A 23,139-nucleotide genomic window follows, 5' to 3' on the forward strand; every position below is an offset into this window, starting at 1 on the left:
AGAATCTATGCACTGGGATCCGGAATTTATACAGTTGCAAAAATGGATATGGTTAAGACATTCCTGATAAGTGCCCGTGATTTTATCAGGATGTTCTCAGAAGCACCCTGTTTTTTTTGCATTTGACTTGATATCCATTACTGTATGGAGAAGTAAAGTTCTTCAAGATCAGTTTTTACTGTACCTCAGACACCTTTTCTATATATTTCACAGTATATAATATCACTTATAGGCGTTCAACTTATAGAGATAGCCCAAAACTCAAAAGAAATCATATGCTTATCTCTAATAAACTTGAAATAATGCCTGGATAGGCATTTAAATTCATCTTTCTATCCCGATCCATCATTAAGGTCTGAAAACCTTTTGAAGCCGCAGCGTTCAGCTCGATAAGAGAATCAGAAATAAATAGAATTCTCTCAGGATCTTTCCCTATGGCCGCAGCTATTTTTCCATAGCTTTCCGCTTGGTTTTTTCTTCCTATCCCAGTATCAAAATAGTTTGTTATGTAATCCGTCAAATCTCCATATAAGGTTGACGAAAAGATCAACTTCTGGGCAAGGATGCTTCCAGATGAATAAATGTAGATTTCCTTCCCTTCTGATGCCCATCTTTTCATGCATACCGGTACATCATCGTAGACCTCGCCTCTCAGTATTCCATCTCTATAGCCCTTTTCCCAAATCATCCCCTCGATCATCTTCAACTGAGAAGCCTTGCTGTCCATATCGATAAGGTGATACAGCATGGAAGTGGCATTTTCCATTGAAATATCATCCGTTGCACTGCTTTTTAAATCACTCCTGGTGTTCTTCCCTACAGTGTCCGTATATAATTTACTGAGTTCATTCAGTGCTTTTCTGACATTTTCAGAATTGATGTTTTCATTGAGGAAATCATGCAGGTTCTGCTTTGCAAACTGAAACAGTGTCTTGTGTACAAAATCCAATGGTGTTGTGGTCCCCTCTATATCAAGTATAACAGCATCAATACCTTCAATGACCTTCATTCCATTACCTTATTTCAGTCTCTTTCCTGAGGGTATGTAGGCAGGGCCGAAGCAAACTGGCTGATAATTTTTATCCTCTCCACTGTTGGTGTAATACGGTGTCCATCCAGATATATTCTGGAAAAGGCGAATTGCGGTTATATGCCTGTCCTCGCAGAGATCAAACCAGTGTTTTGTTCCTTTGGGGACCCTTATAAGGTCTCCTTCCTCAACCTCAACTGAAACCACATCGGCATTTTCTGGATGTATGTGAAAGATACCCCGCCCAGCCACTGTGAATCTGACCTCATCCTCATCATGCGTATGCTCTGATCTGAATCTTTCAAGCATTGCTTCAAGTCCAGGAGTGTTTTTGTCTATATCTATAACATCGGCTGTAGTGTATCCCCCCTCCCTTTTAAGCTGATCAATTTCCTTTGAGTAAGCGTCCAGTATCTTATCCGGTTCTGGATTTCCATGTCTAAGATTTCCTGTATCCCAATGATCATATATGATCCCTATACTACTGAGATATTCAGACGAACTCTTTGCATCAGTTATAATTAAACCTCTGTCAGGTACTCTTACCTTTACCATTTCATATCACCTGGAATGCATGTTCATGGTTTCAGGGTATATTATCTGTTCCAGCATTGCCCCTTCCATATACTTCAAGCAGGAATTCAATAACCTCAACGTGTCGTTCCGCTTCTTCCGGCGTCTTCCCCCATGTGTAAAGGCCATGTCCCGAAAGCATGAAACCATGAACTTCAGGATGCTGCCTCAAAATGCTTGTTACTGTTGCAGAGAGAGTTTTCATATCCTGAGAATTCTCTATTATTGGAATCCATTCGGAATGTTCATGGGTTCCTACATTGTTCAGACCCTTAAGCATCTCATATCCTCGAATCAAAATCCCACCGTCTTTCAGGTATCTCTTGGAAAGCATTGTAGACCATACTGAATGGGTGTGGAAAACAGATCCGGCATGCATCTCCCTTATAACTGCAATATGAAGATCAGCCTCGCTGGAAACTTTTTTGTTTCCGCTAATTACGTTTCCATTTACATCTATTACAATCAGTCCCGAAAGGTCAATTTTTCCTTTATTAAGTCCGCTGCCGGTTATGGCTATTTGAAGGGGCGTTTCATTGATAACGGCGCTAAGGTTGCCGCTTGTTCCAAAAAGCCATCCACGGCGATAAAAAACGGACGCAGTGTCAACTATCTGCTGCCCAAAGCTTCTAAAGTTTTTCAACGAATCTTTCTTTTCGTTATCTTCTAATTCCAAATCTTTTGACCTCCCCTATCCTTAAATTTGCTACCTTGTGATCCGGACGGATAATTGAAGATTAATCCGGAATGTTTCAGGACACATTATTTTTTCATATATAATATGGCAGATTCATTCAATAAAATAATTAATGTTATCACTTCATAAATATGTTCAGTAATATCTCTACATGTACTTTCACAAGAAAATTTTAATATTCTGTACCAATAACTCGCAACGGAATGGCGTTTCCGGAACTCTCTTAAAAGAGTTAAACAAATCCTACTCAGGGATTTAATGACGCCTACAAAGAAATTTGCAGGTGTCAGATATGCTGGTATATACTTTAATCAGGACCTTAACACAGTACTTCTTTGTGGTCTCAATGGCTCCGCTTTTTGCCGGGATTATTGCCAATATTAAAGCAAAGGTCGAATCACGGAAGGGACCCAGTATTTTCCAACCATATTATGACATTTTCAAATATATGAAGAAGCAGGTTCTCATTCCAAAAGGATCGGGTATGATATTCAAGTATGCCCCATTCATCATCTTCGGCATATATTCTCTCATAGCGCTGATAGTGCCAATAGTAATTCCCGAACCCATATTCTTTACTGCCAGCGCAGACTTCCTGGGAGGGGCAATACTCTTCTCCCTGGCTGCATTTGTCAAAATAGCCGCTTCCTTTGATTCCAGGAGTAATTTTAGTGCTCTGGGTGCAGTTAGAGTGCTCTCATTTAATTTCTTATCCGAAGCAACGTTGATAACAGTTTTCTTTGCAGTTTCCCTTATTACAAATACAAATAATCCGTATATAACAAACATTTTTTTGGCGTCTCATGGTGTCCAGAACATAAGCCTTGAACACATTTTTGCCACAATTGCATTTTTCATGCTTTTCATGTATGAAACTGGAAAAATACCTCTTGAGAGCTCAGGGCTGGCAGAACTTGGGATGATAGATGAGGGGATGAATTATGAATACAGTGGCAAACTACTCTCCCTTTCAAAATGGTCAGGTTATATGAAACAGTACATACTTGGGGCAATCTTCCTGAATGTATTCTTCATACCATGGGGACTTCAGTCCTCATTCCCCGGTTTCCTGCTTGATATCCCAGTCATGTTCCTGAAATGGCTTCTCCTCATTGCCATAGTGGTTGTAATTGAAACCACCTTTGCCAAGATGAGGCTATTCAGAATCCAGGATTATCTCGCAACAGCCTTCACATTTTCAATACTTTTCCTGATATTCAGCGTGGTGATAGCTTGAGTCCAATAGATTATGCAGTATTCCTTATTGCTGCCTTTGCAACCATATCAGGATTCTACATTCAGGGACAGGAATACATAGGATCAATGGTGAATGGTCAGCTGGTACAGTCTTCAATAATTGCTCTTATATCTTTTATACTGGCATATTATGAGCATTCGGTTGATCTTCTCATTCTTGGAATACTAATTGCATTTCTCAGAGGGTTTCTTATAACATACTTCCTTGAAAAGAGGGTTCCAGGAAGGATGACTTATGTTTATGAATCCAATGTAAATGTTGCCTCATTATTACTTATTGATCTGGCATTCATTGTGGTTGGGGTTTTCATAATATACTCTCTCGTTTTTACAAGTGCCCATCTGATAACACTGTTTGGCCCTTCTTCAATACTTGTGTTTCCCCTGAGCCTGTTCTTCCAGGGGCTTTTCCTCATCGGGTCAAGAAGATCCACATTTTCGCAGATAATCGGATATATAGAGGAAGAAAATTCACTTGTTCTGTTTGCAATATTCCTGGTTCCGGTGCCAATAATCATCGAGGCAAGCGTCTTCCTTGATGTCTTGGCACTTGTTGTTATATCATCTATTCTGGTCATTGAAAAATTCAGGCATTATCCAATGGAGGAACTGAGGGGATAAAGATGGATCCTGTACCACTCATAATAGTCATTCTGCCTGGACTTGCCAACATCTTCTATCGGGTTAACATAAAGTTGGCAGGTTTTGTTTCAGCATCACTTACTGTTGCCCTATCTCTGTTCCTCTACACTCAGCTTCCCCTGAAGAACTTATTCTATATAGACCGCCTTACCTGGGTATTTATAGTCATGGTAGCATCCATCTATCTCCTTTCTACGCTCTACTCATGGGAATATGTCAGGTCAATTCGCAACAGGGGAATAAGTGAAAACAACTACTATCTTCTCCTGAATTTTTTCACAGCTGCAATGTTTTTTAGCCTTGTTATGAACAATTACGGTTTCATGTGGGTTGGCATAGAAGCCACAACCATATCCTCGGCCCTTCTTCTGATAACTGAGAAGACCGATGTATCCCTTGAAGCCACCTGGAGGTATATAATACTGGTTTCGGCGGGTGTAACATTTGCCTTCATATCGGTAATAATGATCTACTATCATTTTGGAACACTTGATGTTTATACAATACTTCACAGCGGCGGGGCTGCATCAGTTGTAATAAAAATTGCCGTTGCAGTTGCACTGGTGGGATTCGGAACAAAGGTTGGTGTTTTTCCTGTACACACATGGTTGCCGGATGCCCACAGTGAAGCTCCTTCGCCTGTAAGTGCCATGTTTTCCGGAGTTCTGTTGCCGGTGGCGCTCTACGTACTTTACAGAATCTATGAAATCTCACCATTTCCACAGCTTTATACATGGTTTGCCGTGATATCCATCGCAGCTGCATCACTCTTTTTGGCATACCAGAGGAAGTATAAGAGAATGTTTGCCTATTCTACAATGGAAAACATGAACCTTGCTCTCTTTGGATTTGCACTGGGAGGTGCAGGTGTGATTGGTGCCTTATTGCTTCTGGTTTCACACAGTTTTGGAAAGGCTGGTGCATTCTATTCCTCTGGAAATATACTGAAAAGTTCAGAAAAACGAAATATAGCACAGATAAATGGCATCTGGAAAGGAATGCCATACACATCATCATCCCTTCTTCTTTCATCCCTTGCAGTCACGGGAACTCCTCCTTTCGGCACCTTTGTTGGTGAGTTCATAATACTGTACGCTGCTGTGGAAACCCATGCTTTTCTACAGTTCGGGATTGTATTGTTTTTCCTTATGGCGGCATTTATAAGCGTCAATTACAACGTAACTGGAATGATATTCAGAGGGTCCAGTGATTTAAAAGAGTCTGGCAAAGCAATGCCTGTCATTTCTCTTATTACATCCATAATTCCTTTGATCATAGGCGTTGTAATAATAGGGGGGTTTTTCAATGCACTGGTATAAAGAGGGGGAACCTGACGGAAGATTTATAGGGAATACCAAAAAATACTCCATATACGGGTGTCATTACAATTCTTCCATTGAATCCATACATGAATCTTTGGCAGAAAGAAAACCTGAAGAGTTTATATTCGCCTATGGCCCTTCAACTGGAGGCCTTATGGAGTCGGTGGGGCTGGATATTCTCACCCCCGGTGAAAAAATATCCTCAATATCTGTGGACCCAAATTATAAACTCAGGAAAATAAAAGTTACCGGAATGAGCATACAGGATGCACTTCTAAGGATTGAACGAATAAACGGGTTTCATTCAGCATCGCATTCCATCTGTTTCCTAAGGGCAACAGAAGATGCCCTGCAGATTGATGTTCCTGATGAAGTGCAGTTCAACAGGATTGCCCAGATAGAGACAGAGAGAATTAGAAGTCATCTGCTAGTCATTCAGAAACTGGCTGAATCGGCTGGATTCGGTGTTCCTGTTAACCAGATCTCAATGATCAGGGAAAAAGTTTCAAGGATAATAGGCACACAGTGCGGGCACAGGTATTTTTTCGCTGTCAACGGCGTTGGGAATTCCGGATTCATGATAGACAAACTTCAGGTAAAACTCCATGAAGTTATCGTGGATTACAGAAGAATATATGAAGGGCTGATGGAATCAAAGCTATTTTTAAACAGGCTGCAGAACAATGGTATAAACAAAGATCCAGAAAGTACCGGACCCGCAGCCAGAGGATCAGACATAAGGCATGATGCAAGGAATGAACTTCCCGTTCTCCCCTATGGAATCCTGGAGTTCTATCCCATAACAAGAGACGAAGGTGATGCATTTTCACGTTTCATGATAAGAAGTGATGAAATCTTCCAGTCATTTGACTTGATAAAAAAAATTCCTAAATTTGTCAGCAATGAAAGCATGGAATTTGATCTTGAAAAATCCAGCGGAACAGGCATGGCAAGGATTGAAAGCCCGGCAGGAGATCTGTTCTATTCTGTTGAAATAGAAAATGGAAAGGTGGTTGATGTTGGCATGATATCGCCTTCATGGAGGAACGTCCTGTCCTTCAGGAAGTCAATGGTGGGGAACATATTTACCGATTTTCACTTTAACTGGGAAAGCTTTGGAATATGGATATCAGAGCTGGGGGTTGATCTTTCATGAAGAACGGATTATGGTTTTTGAAGGGGGTTAGGAAAGGCATCAAGACTGAAAAATTCCCAAAAACAGGACCGGTTGAAATTGCCCCATGGAGTACTGAGGTAAAGGGTTCCGGGGAGGTAAACTGCCCCACGGACGCCATCAACAATGGAAAATGGGACATGGGCAGGTGCATATTCTGCAGGCGCTGTCTTCCAAATTATGAACCTACAGGGAACCATGAGATATTCAATGTGAGAGAAACCATGCGAAAGTTCAGGAGGTCATTCTATATCTATCCCCTGGACTCTGGTGCCTGTGGGGCATGCAATACCGAACTGCATGCACTGACAGCACCCCAGTATGATATGCACCGTCTTGGAATATTTTTTACAAATACCCCCAGACATGCAGACGCAATAGTGGTCATGGGCGTCTGGACGGAAGGCATGGAGGAACCCCTGAAAAGGGCTTACGATGCAATGTCGGATCCAAAGATGGTCATTCTCATGGGTGCATGTGCAATTTCTGGGGGGATAATAGGTGAAGGTGCGCTTAAATTCGGAGAATACAATGTGGAAATAGCCGGTTGTCCTCCAAATCCATACACAATACTGGCAGCGCTCATAAGGGCAAGAGGTGATTAATTGATATCATGGCTATTTCTGGCACCGTTCGCGGTTTCAGTTGTGCTGTCCATATGGAACAGGAAGGCAGGATATATGGCTCTGGCAGTTTCTTCGGCAATACTGCTGGCCGGTTCCTTCATACACTTTGAATATATAGATTCTTTTGTTGTCATTGCCTCACTGGTCTGGATTTTCTCTTCCTGGTTTTCAGTCAGCTATGGGGAGAAATACGGAAAGTGGCTTGCACCGATGTTCGGTTCGACAATCTTCGGGATGGCCATTATTCTCCTTTCAAGAAACTACCTGGAATTTCTTGCCGGCTGGGAGGCAATGTCTGTATCAAGCTATGTGCTAATCGCATTGAACAGGAAGAATGATTATCCTCCATTTGTGTTCATGGCATTCAGTGAATTGAGCACTGTTCTTATAGTGGCCGGCGCAATCTATTCCTTCTATCTCACTGGAGGAACAAGCATAGCATTTACGAGGGTTGATTCAGTGATTCCGCTTGTTCTTTTCACACTGGGTGCACTTGTAAAAATGGGAATGGTTCCCTTCATGATAAGCGAATGGCTTCCAATTGCACATGGAAATGCCCCGGCCAATGGATCTGCAATACTTAGCGCAACAATGACTTTGATGGGGGTATTTGGAATAATCAGGGTTATGCTTCTGAGTCCCATCTCTGCTCTCTTTGGAGTGATTGTCATTGCTATGGGAGTTCTTTCTGTCATCTTTGCCTCTCTTTTTGCATACGTTTCGGAGCATGCTAAGATGCTTGCCGGCTTCAGCACAATAGAAAACAACGGCGCAATTCTTGCAGCAATAGGCTTTTACATGATAGCAGAGACAACAATACTGAAAGACTTTTCTCTGGTTGTTATAGTTATCTTCAGCCTTTCCCACTCACTTTCAAAAACTGGCCTTTTCCTTGGCATAGGTGCATCAGGAAAGGAGCATTTCCTTGACGACGGAACCAGTTCTTCAAGATTCTCAAGGGTAGGTGAGCTACTGAGTACTGCATCGCTTTCAGGTCTATTTCCAACAATTGGAGGTTTGGGGACATGGATGATTCTTGAAATGTTCTTCATGGGTGCCACTTTCCTGGGTTATCTGGGAATAGTCTCAATTATAGCTGGTTCTCTCATAGCAATAGGGGAGGGCTTTGCCACGGCAGCAATGATGAAAGCATTTGTATTCACTCAGCTCAGGAACGGAAAGGAAAAGGGGATGAGAAGTGAACACACGGTGGTATTCTCCATTGGAATCATACTGATACTTCTATTCATACTATCACCCCTTTTTGTGGGGTCTGAATTCCTGGGAGGGCTTCCCAGTGTCTTTGTATTTAACGGATTCACAATACAGTCCAGATTTGCATCCGCCGACTTCGGACTTGTTTCACCGGATTATGTATTTGGCCTTCTGGCAGTCTTTTCTCTTGCAACCTACGCAATATTCAGGAAGCCTGATACCAGGTCCGTACCTGCCTGGAAAGGGGGAAGAGAAATAACTGAGAATTATACGTCATACGCTTTTTCAAACAACATAAGGTTGATGCTCAAGAAAATATTGAGGCCGGGGATTGGGGAGAGAAGCCAGTACATGGCCATATCTGATGCCTTCTGGGCCTTTATGATACTGTTGACAAAATCCTACAGGAAAGTGGCGAAAGGATTCACACTGGGTTTCATGAACAGCTCAATAAGGTGGTACATGATATACATGATCCTTGCATTCATGATGGTTCTGCTTCTCACAATTCTCCTGTGAAACAGAATGATTCCCAACTGCAAAACTTCCCGAAAAAAAGGTCAAAAATTGAGGACAGATCTTTTTGTGTATACCGGAGAATTTAACTCAGAACTGAAAATAGTCCTGGAATATTCAGGTCTCAAAACAGGTTCCAAGTTGACATTCAGTGATGAAAACCCCACTCTCTCAAAAAGGGACTTGGCTATGTTAATATCTGAAGTATAAAGAGAGGCATCGCCATATTCTCCCCCCTCTACGCACATATCCACAATTTCCTGAAGGGAATCAATTCTGTATATGGACATCACCGGCCCAAATACCCCTTTTGTTGCCATAGGCCCTTTATTTCCCGTACTGTCCAGAAGAACAGGATAAATGAAAGGGGGTTTAATGTTCAGATCAAGAAGTGGGTAGGATCCTGATCTTATCTCCTCCTCCAGAATATCTGAGGTCATCGAGATCATGGTTCCACTTACCAGTGGCCCAATAACGGTATCAGGGTCTGAAGGATCGCCTATCTTCATCGATGATATTATCTCCATGAATCTGTTCACAGTATATTCTGCAACATCCCTGTGTATGATGATCTTCATGGACCTGATATAACCGCCATGGCCTGCCATGAAAAGGGAGTTTGTTATAGTTTCCGCAGCGCTGTCAAGATCCGCATCGTTCCAGATTATTACAATGCGGTTTTCCGGTCTTTTCTCAAAGTTCTCAAGCATCGTAAACTGATGAAATTCATCATAGTCAAAAACAAGTTCCCAGTTTCCATAAGGTTTATGCACCATAGAAAGCATTTCGTCTAGGATTCCCGATTCTTCGGTAAGTATGGGCTGAATTGCATGTTCTGGCAGCTTTGTCTCTTCAATATATGAAATAAGCTTAAGTGAGGGGGTAGGAGCAATCCTGGATGGAAATATAAGAAGAGTGTTTCCGGTAGCAACCGAAGCAGCAATTTTCAATGCTGCACTTGAAAGAGGGTTCCCGTAATCGCAAGTGCCCGCTACAGTCCCTCTGGCAAAATTTCTGTGAACCCAATAGTTTAACGTATTCCTCAATAATGAATGGTCGGTTGAGTCATAAGAAGGGCCAGTTATTGCCTGCATTGAAGCCTCTATTATGTGTTGAGCTGTCAATATTTCAGAGGAAGCAAGTCTTTTCGGCTTTCCTGTTTCTTCAGTAATTAGGTCTGAAAGAGATTTTTCATTCTCTGCTATTCTATTCAAAACCACCCGGAGTGCCTTTATTCTATCAGGGAAATCCGTTATTTTCATTAAATTGAAAGCATCCTTGCTTTTACCTAATATTCCGGCAATGGAGGCTTTATCAGAGGTCTCATAAGTTCTCGCCAGCTTTCCAGTGAATTTGTTAAGTACATCCATTGTAACAAACAGGCTTAAAAGGTTAATTAATATGACTTATGGGGTATGCGCAAATAATAATATGTTGATCAAAATTCACTGAAGATAGGGTTGAGAAAAAGATCATACATCATTCTATTCTGGGGGATATACCTGGTTGCAATGCTGTCAATTTATGTCATAATTCCAAGGGTTTTTCCTTCACAGGATGGAGTTGTTGATTTTGTGCCCTTCTTCTTCTTTTTTCCATTTATAAGCCTTGGGAGAAACAGGAGTAACCAGAATGGGGGAGCCGCAGCAACCTTAGATGGAGGTAAGGCTACAGAAAAAGATAGATCTGATTATGAGTATTCAAATATAAATGATTATTCTGAATTTGGGATGTCTCCAAGAAAAAAAAGCTATCTGTTATACTATATAGGTATAGGAATAATAGCAGTTGGAATAATTTTACTAATATACTTTCTTTTCCAGTGAAGAGATTTTATGCTCTCATTCTACTTTGCCTTAATGAATTCTCACCTCTTAAGGCATTGGAAGTTTTTTCTTCTTATTATTTTCTTTATCCTTTCCAGATTATTTTTCATCTTCAGTAATGTCTCCTCTGCTCTGTCTTAGAGATCCTCATAGATCATATGGCAGAAATTTAAAAGTTCCTGATACTTCAGGGCATTTCATGCTTATTCATCGTGATTATAATCATGATTATCATTATGATCAAATTCTGGGGAGTATGATGTAATACCTCTTGTTACCATTCCATAATTATGAATTCTGAAGAATTGTTTGACCTTATTGATCCTTTGGATCATGTTGCCCATGAATATTCATGGGCATCTAATAGGTATCCATGTATTTTAGAGAGGATCTGGCCAAGGAACTTTAGGAACTTTATGATGAAATCATAATTCATGACATTCACAATCAATGACATTCACAATCATGAAGTAAGGATATTCATATCTTCTCCCTCTTTTCCCTCACATCAATAGCCTCTCCTCTCTTACGAGGAGATCATGCCATCCCTCTGTCTAAAGAGGATTGCATGCCGGATTCATACTGGAAGGGTATTGTTGCATTATGATCTTTTTCTTCCTTTACTTATTGGGGATATTGGCTTTCAATTTACTTCTTCACCTATCCGGAATCCTTCTCTATTGCAACTGTCACCGGCATCAATCATCTCATAACACTGCTTTCTCTTCCACTCCTCAATGACAACTTTTTCATGTGTTTTGGAGGCAGCGTTTTTAGTCGTTAAATGATAAATACAACAAAGCATTTGCATGTTACTATATATACAATACAATATTCAAAATGAATTAACCTAAAGGGCAGTAAATGGGAGGGCGCAAACCATTTCTGAACTGAACTACACTGATGGTTCCGGTCTGTGTTTTCAATATATTTAAGAACTCTGGATACAGGAACACCTCTTTTTGGTGTTAATCTGAACACAAGGAAATGAATGAGAGAATAGTGTGGACATTGACTCTAAGCAAAGTTAAAATACACTCCTATCAATATGCTATGGTGTATCCATATTTCCTGAATTCTATTGCACTTGTAATCGGGCTTTTTCTGACTCTTCTGATTTCTTGGATCATAGACGGATTTGTAATAAAAATCGCAACATCTTCAGTTATCAGGAAAAAAATATCAGTTGGCAGGGGGATGATCATCGCTCTCTTATCCATAATAGCATTCGCTGTTCTATTACTGATTTTCAGCATATTTACCCCAATAATTGGCTTTATAGTTGGTCTCATTGGCATGGTCTATGTTGTAAAAAGCATGGTGGGAACAGGATGGCTCAACGGCTTCCTGATAGCAATAATCGCATGGATACTTCTTGTGATAATCTATTTCGTGATTAGTGCTATTTTCCTTCTACCAACTCATGTTCAAATTTCCTCTATATAAATACCCGGGCATTGAAAGCAGGATGGATTCATATTATCCTGTGTCCCGGCATTCTGATTCCAAAATTGATTAATAGCAATCCTGCATGTATAAAGTATGGTAGACTGTGCTGTATGCGGAATCAGATTCGACAGCGGAAAATACAGCGAACTTGCAACTCACTTTCTGGAACTTTCTGAAAAGAGCGATTCGTCTCATGTATCCTGGCTAAATAGAAACATAACTAAAGAGAGAAAAGATCAAAGGAAATTGTCCAGAATGCTCTCCGAATACTATTCGCTGAAGGGGAAAAGTATCAAGGACTGGATAATAAGAGATTTTGTGGATCATTTCAGGGGTCCAAACCCTCACCCATTCATTCTTGCTATGCAGTCATATAATGCTAATGTTCTCAGAGGATATGCTATTGAGCATCACCATTTTCTCAAGCAGTGGATCAAATCATGCTCATACGTAATTGCAAAGACAGATTTTGAGGATGTTCAGGACTATGAACTGGAAAACATAATGACTGAGCTTCATGGATACGGGAAAGATGTTCCATCTCATCATGAACTGCTCATAAGGATGGGCGAATCACTGGGGCTTGACAGAAGAACCATCCTCCAATCCAATCCTCTTCCAGCCACTTCAAAGGCTATATCTATATGGAACAGAATTGCAACCAATCGAACATGGATAGAAACCATGGCGGCAATGCATTCCCTGGAGCTGGTGGCTAACAGGGACCTTGGAAGACACGGGGCAAAATATCCATATTTTAATCCGGATATTCTTTCGGAAGGGAAGGCAACAGCAGAGGTCAAAGACTTTCTAAGGGAAGGTTATGAGGCTGATGTTTCGCATTCCTACGTGGCGCTTGACATTATTGAAAAGTACTGTACAAAAGAAAATTTAGAGGATATACAGGGGGCATATCTTCTATCGGCAAATGCGTTTTCAGATTATCTTGAAGCAAGACTGGAGAGAGGTGAAATGATTGAAGACAAACAATGAAGAAGGCTGTGGCCTGTGCAATGCTACCTGGGGAGAGTACCACAGAAATATAGAGGGAGAAGACATGTTCTTCTGCTGTAATATATGTGCGGACATATTCCAGAACATGGTGGAAGAGGTCAGGAAAAGAACCGGATGGAATACCATAGATGGTGTGGAACTTCATGGAAACTACAGTTCAGGAAGGGAATGCACAGCCTATTACGGCAATAGTGAATTCAAATATTATTTCAGAACATACGGTGACGGGAGGATGATGAAATTCGAAGAACGATAGATTCTTCGGTGAAATCATTTCAGGTATATCTTTGTCCTGTTGATTCTGTAGAGGTGAATTCTCTTTGATATCTCAATAATTGGCCTTATGAGCAGCTGGGAACTTCCAGCTATGAAAAGGTATACACCAAGCGTTTCATTGCCGGTAGGAAAGAATTCAAAACTACCAATAAGAAATTCAAGCCCAACCATGATGTCGTTACCTATACTTAGATACCAATACAATCTGGCGATTCTATCCTTATTTCTGGATCTATGTGCATATATGTCCATGGTTTTAGCCACATCTCCCATGGAATAAATTTTTTCAAATCCAAGGATGAGGGTTACAAGCAGGCCGTTATCTATTATTGAAATCGATCCTTTTAGGAATTCGTCGCGTTCAGCGGTTTCCATATTTTCTATGTAATTGAAGCCTCCATTTCCATACTTTCCATTCTTAAGCATGAAGAGAAGATCTAAAAACCATCGGTTATGAATCAAAGGAGTTATGGCAGACAAATCCCTGTTCCAGTTAGATATGGACTCCTTAACCATTTTTGCCACCCGTTGATCATTCTGAAATTCATCCGATGTGCAAATTGGCAAAAGAGCCCTTGCTACAGGCGATTCTCTCACAGTGTATGCACCATAATAAGCTGCGGATAATATTCATTTCACCAGGCTTGGCTCAATACTATAGCATATGGAGAGATTGTATGATGCAGTATCTTTGCTTATGGCGTTAAACACCTTCTGTATTGTTAAATCAGAGACATCAACGCTTATTCTTGATATGATCATGAATGGATCATCATCCTCTGATGATTCAGCATATCCCTCACTCACAAGATCAGAGCATATCTTTCTTGGATCGGAGGATGATATTTCTGAAAACGCGGCATAGAAGTCCTTCCATCTTACTCCATAATTGTAAGTGCCATTGTGAATCAAAGAGGCCATATACAAAAAAATCTCTCTATCATCTTCCATAATTCTCTATGTGCACAATATTATTTATTTTTATGAATGAGTCCTGTTTTTTCTGTTTTATGAAATAGCAGGATCTAAAATGCCTTTAACCTTCACAAAACCCTCTGTGTTTTCTGAGCTCTGGACTTTAATGCCATAGGACTTGAGAAATCCTTCTATTCCAGAACATGTGCATTTTGATGCCTCTTTGCTGTATCCTGCCCCAGAGAGAATTATCTCCACATTGTAATTGTCTTTCTTTATCCGGATCATATTTGACGGAAGAAAGTCTTTCATATTGTCAATGGCAACCTTCAGGGAGGCGATGTCGGGTGCATACTGCTTTATTATGTTTCCCACAACCTCACCCCGCTCAAACCATTTGTCTATAGCCTCAGTCTCGGAGGATCTCATCGACAGTTTAATTATTGAATCAAGCAGAATAGATGGGACAGGCACTGAATCAGTCGCCTTGAGAATATTCATAATAAGGATAGTATTTCTTATGTGATTTATGCTTATGCCTGAAGATTCCATTTCCATATACATCCTGGATGCCTCACTTACAATTGAACTGATAGTTTTGCCCTGTCTCTGAGCTTCGTCTTCCAGTTTCTTCAAAGTTTCATTACTCAGGGAAATATTCAGTCTGCTCATGCCTTTTAACCTTCATGCATATTATTTGTATCCTTATAAATCATCTATAAGTTCCAAGGGATCAAACATGTGCAAAACTGATCATTACTTCACATCAGTGTGCATGAATCCTTTTATATTTTGCAAAAATTAGTATTAACTAAGGGGAAAGAATTAATATGGCAGCAGGTGTGGTTTTTGGCTCAACATTTTTCATATTCATAGCAAGTTCTGCACTGGCTAATCTTCTCACAAAAAACTATTTCAAGGCTAAAAATAAATCTTTCCTGTACTGGTCGTTGGGAATGTGGTTGTTTGCTTTTGCGGTTTTGCTGGAAGTTGTATTCTCATTTTCAATATATATACCTGTACTGATGGGAGGATATCTCTTTGCAGTGGCAGTTCTGGTGCAGCTGCTTTCCATGGGTTCATTGAATCTGATGAAAAAGGGCAGATACATGGTTTCATATACAGTATATTCAGTCGCAGTGGATATATTCCTCCTATTATCACTTACATATTCACCGGTTGGAAATATAATCATAGGAGGTGTGGTTTTCGGGCCTCTTCCATTTCTTGTGGCAGTTGCATCCTCCTTTGTAACATTTCCGGCTGCATTCATTCTTATTGTTACTGCTGCCATTTCTTACAGGGAAAAGAAAAGCCACAAAATGCTTTATATAATAGCTGGAACAGTGGTTGTAAGCATAGCCGGAACCCTTTATATAGCGGCCTTTCCATCATTTCTATATTATGCTGAATTTATAGGTATACTCCTTCTGTGGATGGGGTTCGTAGATTTCAGCACTTTATTTGTGAAAAAGGGGGTAAAGAAAGTTGTCTATAATTAATTTCGATAGGGTATTTTTTGCGTTTTCAATAGGATCCCACATAATTTTGGTAGTTATATCCATGGTACTGGCACTTCTTGTATCAATTGTTGAACTTATAGCTATAAGAAGAAAGGATGAACTCTATGAAAAAATATCAAGAAGACTGGCAAAGACGCTTATAATTATATTTGCAATCGGCACTGCAAGTGGTACACTTATTGCGGTGGAGCTCTTTGCTCTGTTCCCTGGTTTCATGAGGATTGTTGGGTATGTGTCGATTCTTCCATTCTATTCGGAAGTTTTTGCATTTTTCCTTGAGGCAATTGCACTTGTCATGTATGTATATTTCTGGGATAGATTCAAGAACAGGTATTCTCACTGGCTTCTTTCAGTGATGGTTGTTTTAGGTACTGCTTTCTCTGCGATTTTCATAACAATGATAAATGCATGGATGAATACCCCGGTTGGGTTCAATATACATGCATACCTTACAACAGGAGCACTTACGGGAATAAATCCCTGGGCTGTATTCAACGGACCATCCACATGGAGCGAGGAATTCCACGTTGTTACAACCACGTATGCTGCCGGAGGTTTTCTAATGATCACATTCTTTTCCTATTTCTATCTTAAGGGAAAGGGTATTGCCAAAGTTGCCTCCAGGGCTTTGCTGAAGATATCCACAGCAATATCGGGTTTCTTCATATTACTTGCAGGATTGAGCGGTACGTTAACTGCGTCAATGCTGATAGTGGAACAGCCACTGAAATATGCTGCGATTGAGTTGAATCTGCACAGTTCAACAGACGCTGCTGAAAAAATAGGGGGCATTTTCTCTCACGGGAATATATTGTATGCAATAACCATTCCTCATCTGCAGAGTCTGCTTGCATTTCCCTTAACACTTGGAAAAGGTACGGTGCCCGGACTCAACATGTTCCCCAACCAGAGTCTATGGCCACCTCTTTTCATTCATCTTACATTTGATGTCATGGTAATGGGTGGAACCCTCATCGGTCTCTTTGCATTTTTTGTCATTCTGGGCTATCTGTTGCACAAAGATCCTTACACCCACAGGTTTGTGATCCTTGGAGGCATGATATCAGGAGTACTCGGGCTGCTTGTATACGAATCCGGTTGGGTTACTGATGAAGTGGGGAGACAACCATGGATTATCTACAATGTCATGAAAGTATCTCAAGCAGCCAATACCTCATCATCTATTGTTCCGCTTGGAATTGCAATGATTTTGTTCTATCTCATTGCCATACCATTCACAATCTACTATACTGCAAAGACTGTGAATTTCAGGGAATTCAATGATAAACCCCTGAATGAGAAGAAAGGGGGTGAAATAAACGTATCAGATCGTTGAATCAGAATTCTTCCTGAACAGTGTCATCTTCGCAGTCTTCTTTGCAATAATCAGCACCGAGTTCATGGCAGGTTCTGCACTGCTGATGCATTACAGATCATATGGAAAACAGGTAAAAAGGTTCATAATACCAATATGGGAGATTACCGGTACGTTTTTTATTCTCTATGTAGTGAACGTGGAGGCGCTAGCCCCAGGTCTTCTGCCCATAGTTGCCGAAACTTACATTTTCTTAATTCTTCTGTTTATGATACTGTACAGCACAAGGAATGCATCCATTATTTTTGCAGAATTTATATGGAAAAAGAGCTTCATATCAGAAAAAACCCTATACAGGATATATTCAATTGTCACGCTGATGCTTGGGGCTATCATCCTTGTAATATACGTCTCCATATTAACAGGAAAAGGGATAAACATATCTGCACATTCGTTCAATCTTATACCCTTCTTCTCCTACCTCCCTGACGATGGAATAATCCTTGGAAGTGCCATCATATTTCTTGGTCTATCATACGTATTTTATGACATGGAGAGAAATAGAAGGTCTTCCATTTACATAACTGCTACAGGTCTTGTCATAAATGCCGTTTCTTTTGCATTTCTAAAGAACTTTGTATTCTATCCATATCTTGTAATACCTATAGTTCTCACAATTCTTATCCCTGTCCTCTATAATATCCGGAAAACGGCAGTAATAGGAAAAAACAAAATATTCTACATAGCGCTGATGAGCATTTCGGTTGCAATTATAGAGAGATCATTCTTCCCCTATCTTTTTGGAGGTACAGTTGATGTAAGGGGTTATTTTTCCAGTGTGGCAATTCAATCTGCTATGTTTGATCTAAGCATACTCATGATAATATTTGTTGGTTCCATGATGATATTTTATTTCCGTATGTATTTTGGAGGTTTTAGAAATACTATAAGGGGAAATGATCTTGATCAGGAAGAAAGAGGTGTATAATGAACGAATCTAAAGTCAGAAATGTTGGAAAAGGAAAGTTGGAATATCATAAAAAAATGGCAAACATTGGCTTCTATTACACGATTAAGGAGGGGCATGAAAAAGAGTTCGAGAACACATTCCAGGACACAGTTGAATTCCTTAAGCTTAATGCAGAGGGCTACAAAGAAGCTCATCTATACAGAGAGGTTGGAAAGAACAGCTATATGATACTTAGTTTGTGGGACAGCGTTGAATCTTTTTCTAATTTTGTAAAGAGCAGAGAGTTCGGTGAAGTCACAAAATTCGGAAAATTGATTGTAGAGGGGAAGCCGTACCATAAGATTTTCATGGACTATTGATCCTGGATACAAGCATTTACAAAAGCCATATTCTTTCCGAACTTTTAATGGGATTTAATTCCCACAGTTATTTTGGTGTCGACAGAGTATTAAATTGTTTTTGAATACATGTTACCATGTAGGGAGGTCTGCACTCGTTTCTGTGTCATAATTTTTCACCAGCAGTTATGGCCGTTTCTTCCTTTTTCAAGTCCAAACAGAAAAATTAATCTTAAATGCTTTACAGGAAATTCACTGATCAATAATTTTAAAGTCGATTAAAAAGGACAACAATGTCTCAAAATGCAAGGGGAGGGATTTGAACCCTCGTATCCCTACGGAACCAGACCCTCAATCTGGCGCCTTTGACCAAGCTCGACTACCCTTGCTTAACTGACTGGCATTGTGAAATAGATAATAATTTTTGTTCTATTTTGCGGTTGACTCTTTGAATTTCCCATGAAAATATCATGTTAACTTAGGCATTCTTCAAATGTTTCTATAACACATAGAGATGCAATCTTTTATTTATCCAGACTCTCTAAGCCACAAAAAAAACAAAGTTCCCCTCATCTGATCAAGCAGTTACCTGAAGACACCGGTAAAAAAGTGCATAAAAATTAAATACCTCCAGACATAGGCTAAGTAGTTATCATAATGTCGGTGAGAAAGCTTGAGGAAGCCTATGTGGTAGAATCTCTTAGAACACCCATAGGAAGAAGAAACGGAAGCCTGCGGGATCTGCATCCTGTTGATCTGCTGGGAGATATCACAAAAGCTATGATCAGAAAGACATCGGTTGAACCTTCACAAATTGAGGATTTTATAATTGGATGTGTCAGCCAGGCGGGGGATCAGGGATTCAACATAGCCAGAAATGCATGGATCTCGGCTGGCTTACCGGAATCAGTCCCCGGAGTTACGTTGGACAGACAATGCGGTTCAAGTTTACAGGCACTCCAGTTTGCCACAGCAGGCATAATGTCTGGACAGTATAGCGCAGTGATGGCTGGTGGAGTGGAATCAATGACAAGAGTCCCTCTTGGCAGTACTATCAATAGCACAGGAAACCCTATAACACTTGGACTTAAAATGAGATACGGCTTAGAAAAGGAATGGTTCAGCCAGGCAAAGGGTGCTGAACTTATAGCCAATAACTGGCACATCAAGAGAGAGGAAATGGATACATTCAGCTTCAACAGCCACCGGAAGGCATTTGCGGCTTCAGAAAGCATGCAAAGGGAGATAGTTCCGGTGAAGATAGGGATAAAGCAGGATGAAACGGGTGAATTTATTACCTTTGACCACGACGAAGGTGTACGGCCCAACGCAGATCTGAATAAGATGAGGGAACTTCCACCTGCATTTACAGGATTAAAACTCATAACTGCCGGAAACTCCAGCCAGATATCAGACGGATCAAGTCTTTCCTTGATAGCAAATGATGAATTCTCCAGGAAAAATAATCTGAAACCAAGAGCAAAGGTAATTGAGACGGCTGTGGTGGGTGTTAACCCGGTAACAATGCTTACCGGGCCAATACCGGTTACCAGGAAACTTCTGGAAAGGGCGGGCATGTCAATTGATCAGATTGACCTTTTTGAGGTAAACGAGGCTTTTGCGCCCGTTGTTCTTGCGTGGCAGGAAGAGTTTGATGTGCCTTCTGAAAAACTGAATGTGCATGGAGGGGCAATAGCATTGGGTCACCCGCTTGGTGCAACAGGAACAAGAATACTGGCAACAATGATAAATGCTCTTGAACTTCGTGGGAAAAAGATAGGCTTGATTGCAATCTGTGAAGGTGGCGGTATGGCCAACGGAGCGATAATAGAGAAAATTCAGGAATAACTACTGGGAATATAAAAAAAATTTTTGTGAATTAAAATTATTTATCGCATTTTCCAGTAGGACATGCAGGATCGAATGTTGCATCCAACTTCAGGTATTTATCTGGAACCTTTGTCATGAGCTCTATGACTTTCTGCTCAACTTCAGGTTTTCTGATCTCCTTCTTTTCTTCCTTCCTGCTTTTTGTTCCACTGTAGAGGACCTGCTGAACCTTGCTCTGATCCCTGTAGACAGTTATTCCTTTGCAGTGCAGATCTTTTGCAAGTCTGTAGGCTTTGGCAATGTCATCTGGAGAGGCATCGGATGGAAGATTTATGGTTTTTGACACACCCGAATCACAGTACCTCTGGAAAGTTGCCTGCATAAGTACATGCCACTCTGGATCTATCTCGTGGGCTGTTACAAACACCTTCTTTATTTCGGGGTCCACATCTATCTCATGAAGGTTCCCTGTTCTCGCAACTTCGTGCATAAGATCCTCTGAAAAGATATTTTTGTTCTTTAAGGCGTTTTCAAAATGTCTGTTTATCTCCATAAGTTCCTGCCCGTTAAGGACATGTCTCACGAATGCAAGTGCAAACAGAGGTTCAATTGAAGATGAGCAATTTGCTATAATTGATATTGTCCCAGTAGGGGCTATTGTGGTAGTTGTGGAATTTCTCATCTTTATCCCCTGTTCCTGGTAAGTTGATCCATACCATCCAGGAAATACGAATCTCTCCTCAGCCAACCTCTCTGATTCCATGTGGGATTCTTCCTGAAGGAAGCTCATTACCTTCTCTCCCATTTCCAGGGCAGCTCCGCTGTTGTAAGGTATTCCAAGCATGAGAAGCATATCGGCAAATCCCATATATCCAAGACCGATCTTTCTAGTTTTTCTTGTCATTTCCTCTATTTTATCAACAGGAAACTTGTTTGCATCCACTACATCATCAAGGAATCTCGTACTGAGCCTTATGACCTCTCTCAGCCTCTCATAATCCACCTCCCCATCCTTGACAAATTTGCTCAGATTTATGGAACCAAGGTTGCAGGATTCATATGGTAAAAGGGGCTGTTCCCCGCATGGATTTGTCGCCTCTATATCTGCTATGTTCTTTACTGGATTCCTCTTGTTTATTTCATCCAGGAATATCAGTCCCGGATCGGCGGTCTGCCATGCTTTGTTTATTATTGTCTCCCACATGGTTCTTGCCTTTATCCTGTTCACTGTTTTTCCGGTTCTTGGATTTCTCAACTCTATGTAATCATCTGCATCAAGCTTTTCAAAGAATTCGTCAGTCATTCCAACTGAGATGTTGAAATTGCTCAGTATTGTGTTTTCAGAATCCTTGCTCATGATGAAATCCATAATGTCAGGGTGATCGAACTTCAGTATGCCCATGTTAGCTCCTCTTCTCTTACCGCCCTGCTTTATGACGTCAGTGGTGATGTCAAAAATCTTCATGAATGAAACTGGGCCTGAAGCAACACCTTTTGTGGATCCAACAAGGTCATCCTTGGCTCTGAGTCTAGAGAAAGAGAATCCGGTCCCTCCTCCGGATTTATGGATCATTGCTTGGTACTTCAGTGCATCGAATATGTCCTCTATACTGTCTGGAACTGGAAGGACGAAACATGCTGAGAGCTGTCCCAGCCTTGCCCCTGCGTTCATCATTGTGGGTGAATTTGGAACATATTCAAGATTCCTCATTATCTGCTCATATTTGTCTATGGTATCCATGGCTGTTGTTGGCTTGGTCTGAACAAAGTTCATAAATTCTTCAAATGTACCGGTTAGCTGTTCTTCGTTTACCAGGTGAGTGAATGCCCTTTTCAGAACTTCCATCTGGGTGGGTATAATGCCAGAAACAGGTATCTTTTTTCCGTTCTCAGCCACAATACCTTTCTTTTGGAATTTCATGTAATCATAAAGGAGTTCAACTATTCCAACATGTATTGCAACTCTCCTGAACATCTGTCCAGGCGTTTCTATGATTTTACCTTCCTCATCCTTAAGCAGGTATCTTGCTTCCAGTGTTTTAACCGCATTTATGGAAAGTTTAAGATCATCCTTTACACCAAGCCTCTCCTTCTCATCTCTTATGATTCTTCTTTTTTCCCTGTAAAGGATGTAGGCCTTGGCAACCTCTTTGTATTCAACAGCCTTCTTGACAGAGGTCATAAGGGTATTCTCGACCAGGTCCTGGATCTGTTCAACCGAGGGATTCCCATTTATCTTTTCGAGCTGTTTGACAACGTTGTCAGCAACCTCTTCAGCGTCCGCCATTGATCCAGTTTTAACTGAAAGCATTGCTTTGTATATGGCCCTTGTAATCTTGCTCTTTTCAAAGTTAGCGACAGTGCCGTCCCTTTTAACTATATTCTTGATTTTTGATCTGTTTTTTTCCTGATCTTTTATCATCTTTTAATCACTCCAAAGAGGGTAACCTTTGGATTTCATAGATTTATTTAAAATCTTTTTAAATCCTTCGATAGATCTTTTCTGATCACAATGAAGAGTTAATGTGATCGGATAGGGTTACCTGCCTGGTAACATTAATTGTCAATTATAAGATACTTATGAAGGAACATCAGCTACATTTTATTCAAATTAGATAAAACATATTTTAC

Annotated in this window: 23 protein-coding genes and 1 tRNA gene; 15 read left to right on the forward strand and 9 right to left on the reverse strand. The window is 40.6% G+C overall.

What is annotated here, in order from left to right:
- Positions 1-271: 271 nt before the first annotated feature.
- From mtnC to mtnB, 3 genes are read right to left on the reverse strand one after another with little or no spacing between them, the layout of a single operon-like run.
- Complete coding sequence (gene mtnC / locus OXIME_RS08510) at positions 272-1,009, reverse strand: acireductone synthase (RefSeq protein WP_393971412.1); 738 nt, start codon at positions 1,007-1,009, stop codon at positions 272-274.
- A gap of 9 nt (positions 1,010-1,018) precedes the next feature.
- Positions 1,019-1,585 (reverse strand): acireductone dioxygenase, encoded by a 567-nt coding sequence (locus OXIME_RS08515; protein ID WP_393971413.1) that lies wholly within the window; start codon positions 1,583-1,585, stop codon positions 1,019-1,021.
- A 31-nt stretch (positions 1,586-1,616) separates the two neighbouring features.
- The gene (mtnB, locus tag OXIME_RS08520; RefSeq protein WP_393971414.1) at positions 1,617-2,279 is read right to left on the reverse strand and encodes a methylthioribulose 1-phosphate dehydratase; all 663 of its coding nucleotides are present in this window, start codon (positions 2,277-2,279) and stop codon (positions 1,617-1,619) included.
- Positions 2,280-2,592: 313 nt separating this feature from the next.
- On the opposite strand from mtnB, the gene OXIME_RS08525 reads away from it, so the two are divergent.
- From OXIME_RS08525 to OXIME_RS08550, 6 genes are read left to right on the forward strand one after another with little or no spacing between them, the layout of a single operon-like run.
- Positions 2,593-3,537, forward strand: a complete 945-nt coding sequence (locus tag OXIME_RS08525) for a respiratory chain complex I subunit 1 family protein (protein ID WP_393971415.1) — start codon at positions 2,593-2,595, stop codon at positions 3,535-3,537.
- On the forward strand, positions 3,534-4,178 hold the full coding sequence (locus OXIME_RS08530; RefSeq protein ID WP_393971416.1) for a hypothetical protein: 645 nt from the start codon (positions 3,534-3,536) through the stop codon (positions 4,176-4,178). The genes OXIME_RS08525 and OXIME_RS08530 overlap by 4 nt, the downstream gene beginning before the upstream one ends.
- 2 nt (positions 4,179-4,180) lie before the next feature.
- On the forward strand, positions 4,181-5,518 hold the full coding sequence (locus OXIME_RS08535) for a hydrogenase 4 subunit F (RefSeq protein WP_393971417.1): 1,338 nt from the start codon (positions 4,181-4,183) through the stop codon (positions 5,516-5,518).
- On the forward strand, positions 5,505-6,677 hold the full coding sequence (locus tag OXIME_RS08540; RefSeq protein ID WP_393971418.1) for a Ni,Fe-hydrogenase III large subunit: 1,173 nt from the start codon (positions 5,505-5,507) through the stop codon (positions 6,675-6,677). Before OXIME_RS08535 ends, OXIME_RS08540 begins: the two co-directional genes overlap by 14 nt.
- Positions 6,674-7,300 carry an NADH:ubiquinone oxidoreductase gene (locus OXIME_RS08545; protein WP_393971419.1) on the forward strand — a complete coding sequence of 209 codons (627 nt, stop codon included), beginning with the start codon at positions 6,674-6,676 and terminating at the stop codon, positions 7,298-7,300. Before OXIME_RS08540 ends, OXIME_RS08545 begins: the two co-directional genes overlap by 4 nt.
- Positions 7,301-9,055: a proton-conducting transporter membrane subunit gene (locus OXIME_RS08550; RefSeq protein WP_393971420.1), complete on the forward strand. Its 1,755-nt coding sequence runs from the start codon at positions 7,301-7,303 to the stop codon at positions 9,053-9,055. It begins immediately after the preceding gene.
- A gap of 41 nt (positions 9,056-9,096) precedes the next feature.
- Here the strand turns inward: OXIME_RS08550 and OXIME_RS08555 are convergent, their stop codons facing one another.
- Entirely contained in the window at positions 9,097-10,422 is a 1,326-nt protein-coding gene (locus OXIME_RS08555; RefSeq protein WP_393971421.1) for an aldehyde dehydrogenase family protein, read from the reverse strand.
- 90 nt (positions 10,423-10,512) lie between these two features.
- On the opposite strand from OXIME_RS08555, the gene OXIME_RS08560 reads away from it, so the two are divergent.
- From OXIME_RS08560 to OXIME_RS08575, 4 genes are all read left to right on the forward strand, one after another.
- A complete protein-coding gene (locus OXIME_RS08560; RefSeq protein ID WP_393971422.1) occupies positions 10,513-10,878 on the forward strand; it encodes a hypothetical protein in 366 nt (121 codons plus the stop codon).
- 1,053 nt (positions 10,879-11,931) lie between these two features.
- Positions 11,932-12,324, forward strand: coding sequence for a hypothetical protein (locus OXIME_RS08565; RefSeq protein ID WP_393971423.1), 393 nt, complete (start codon positions 11,932-11,934; stop codon positions 12,322-12,324).
- 96 nt (positions 12,325-12,420) lie between these two features.
- Complete coding sequence (locus OXIME_RS08570) at positions 12,421-13,320, forward strand: iron-containing redox enzyme family protein (RefSeq protein WP_393971424.1); 900 nt, start codon at positions 12,421-12,423, stop codon at positions 13,318-13,320.
- Positions 13,304-13,597: a TA0938 family protein gene (locus OXIME_RS08575; RefSeq protein WP_393971425.1), complete on the forward strand. Its 294-nt coding sequence runs from the start codon at positions 13,304-13,306 to the stop codon at positions 13,595-13,597. Before OXIME_RS08570 ends, OXIME_RS08575 begins: the two co-directional genes overlap by 17 nt.
- Before the next feature lie 14 nt (positions 13,598-13,611).
- Here the strand turns inward: OXIME_RS08575 and OXIME_RS08580 are convergent, their stop codons facing one another.
- The 3 genes from OXIME_RS08580 to OXIME_RS08590 form a co-directional block, all read right to left on the reverse strand.
- Positions 13,612-14,133, reverse strand: coding sequence for a YrhK family protein (locus OXIME_RS08580; protein WP_393971426.1), 522 nt, complete (start codon positions 14,131-14,133; stop codon positions 13,612-13,614).
- 114 nt (positions 14,134-14,247) lie between these two features.
- Positions 14,248-14,568, reverse strand: a complete 321-nt coding sequence (locus OXIME_RS08585; RefSeq protein ID WP_393971427.1) for a hypothetical protein — start codon at positions 14,566-14,568, stop codon at positions 14,248-14,250.
- Positions 14,569-14,625: 57 nt separating this feature from the next.
- The gene (locus OXIME_RS08590) at positions 14,626-15,204 is read right to left on the reverse strand and encodes a hypothetical protein (protein ID WP_393971428.1); all 579 of its coding nucleotides are present in this window, start codon (positions 15,202-15,204) and stop codon (positions 14,626-14,628) included.
- Between the two features lie 158 nt (positions 15,205-15,362).
- Here OXIME_RS08590 and OXIME_RS08595 point away from each other — a divergent pair, with 158 nt between their 5' ends.
- The 4 genes from OXIME_RS08595 to OXIME_RS08610 all read left to right on the forward strand — a co-directional run bounded on the left by OXIME_RS08595 (position 15,363) and on the right by OXIME_RS08610 (position 18,699).
- Positions 15,363-16,034, forward strand: coding sequence for a hypothetical protein (locus tag OXIME_RS08595; protein WP_393971429.1), 672 nt, complete (start codon positions 15,363-15,365; stop codon positions 16,032-16,034).
- Positions 16,021-17,391 carry a cytochrome ubiquinol oxidase subunit I gene (locus tag OXIME_RS08600; protein ID WP_393971430.1) on the forward strand — a complete coding sequence of 457 codons (1,371 nt, stop codon included), beginning with the start codon at positions 16,021-16,023 and terminating at the stop codon, positions 17,389-17,391. The genes OXIME_RS08595 and OXIME_RS08600 overlap by 14 nt, the downstream gene beginning before the upstream one ends.
- Before the next feature lie 64 nt (positions 17,392-17,455).
- Positions 17,456-18,358, forward strand: a complete 903-nt coding sequence (locus tag OXIME_RS08605) for a hypothetical protein (RefSeq protein WP_393971431.1) — start codon at positions 17,456-17,458, stop codon at positions 18,356-18,358.
- Complete coding sequence (locus OXIME_RS08610; RefSeq protein ID WP_393971432.1) at positions 18,358-18,699, forward strand: antibiotic biosynthesis monooxygenase family protein; 342 nt, start codon at positions 18,358-18,360, stop codon at positions 18,697-18,699. Before OXIME_RS08605 ends, OXIME_RS08610 begins: the two co-directional genes overlap by 1 nt.
- 283 nt (positions 18,700-18,982) lie before the next feature.
- Here OXIME_RS08610 and OXIME_RS08615 read toward each other — a convergent pair.
- A tRNA-Leu gene (locus OXIME_RS08615) sits at positions 18,983-19,067 on the reverse strand.
- A 268-nt stretch (positions 19,068-19,335) separates the two neighbouring features.
- Here OXIME_RS08615 and OXIME_RS08620 point away from each other — a divergent pair.
- Entirely contained in the window at positions 19,336-20,526 is a 1,191-nt protein-coding gene (locus OXIME_RS08620) for a thiolase family protein (RefSeq protein ID WP_393971433.1), read from the forward strand.
- A gap of 37 nt (positions 20,527-20,563) precedes the next feature.
- Here OXIME_RS08620 and OXIME_RS08625 read toward each other — a convergent pair whose 3' ends face one another.
- A complete protein-coding gene (locus OXIME_RS08625) occupies positions 20,564-22,930 on the reverse strand; it encodes an adenosylcobalamin-dependent ribonucleoside-diphosphate reductase (protein ID WP_393971434.1) in 2,367 nt (788 codons plus the stop codon).
- Between the last annotated feature and the right edge of the window lie 209 nt (positions 22,931-23,139).

Source organism: Oxyplasma meridianum (assembly GCF_038024865.1).
GTDB classification, from domain to species: domain Archaea; phylum Thermoplasmatota; class Thermoplasmata; order Thermoplasmatales; family Thermoplasmataceae; genus Oxyplasma; species Oxyplasma meridianum.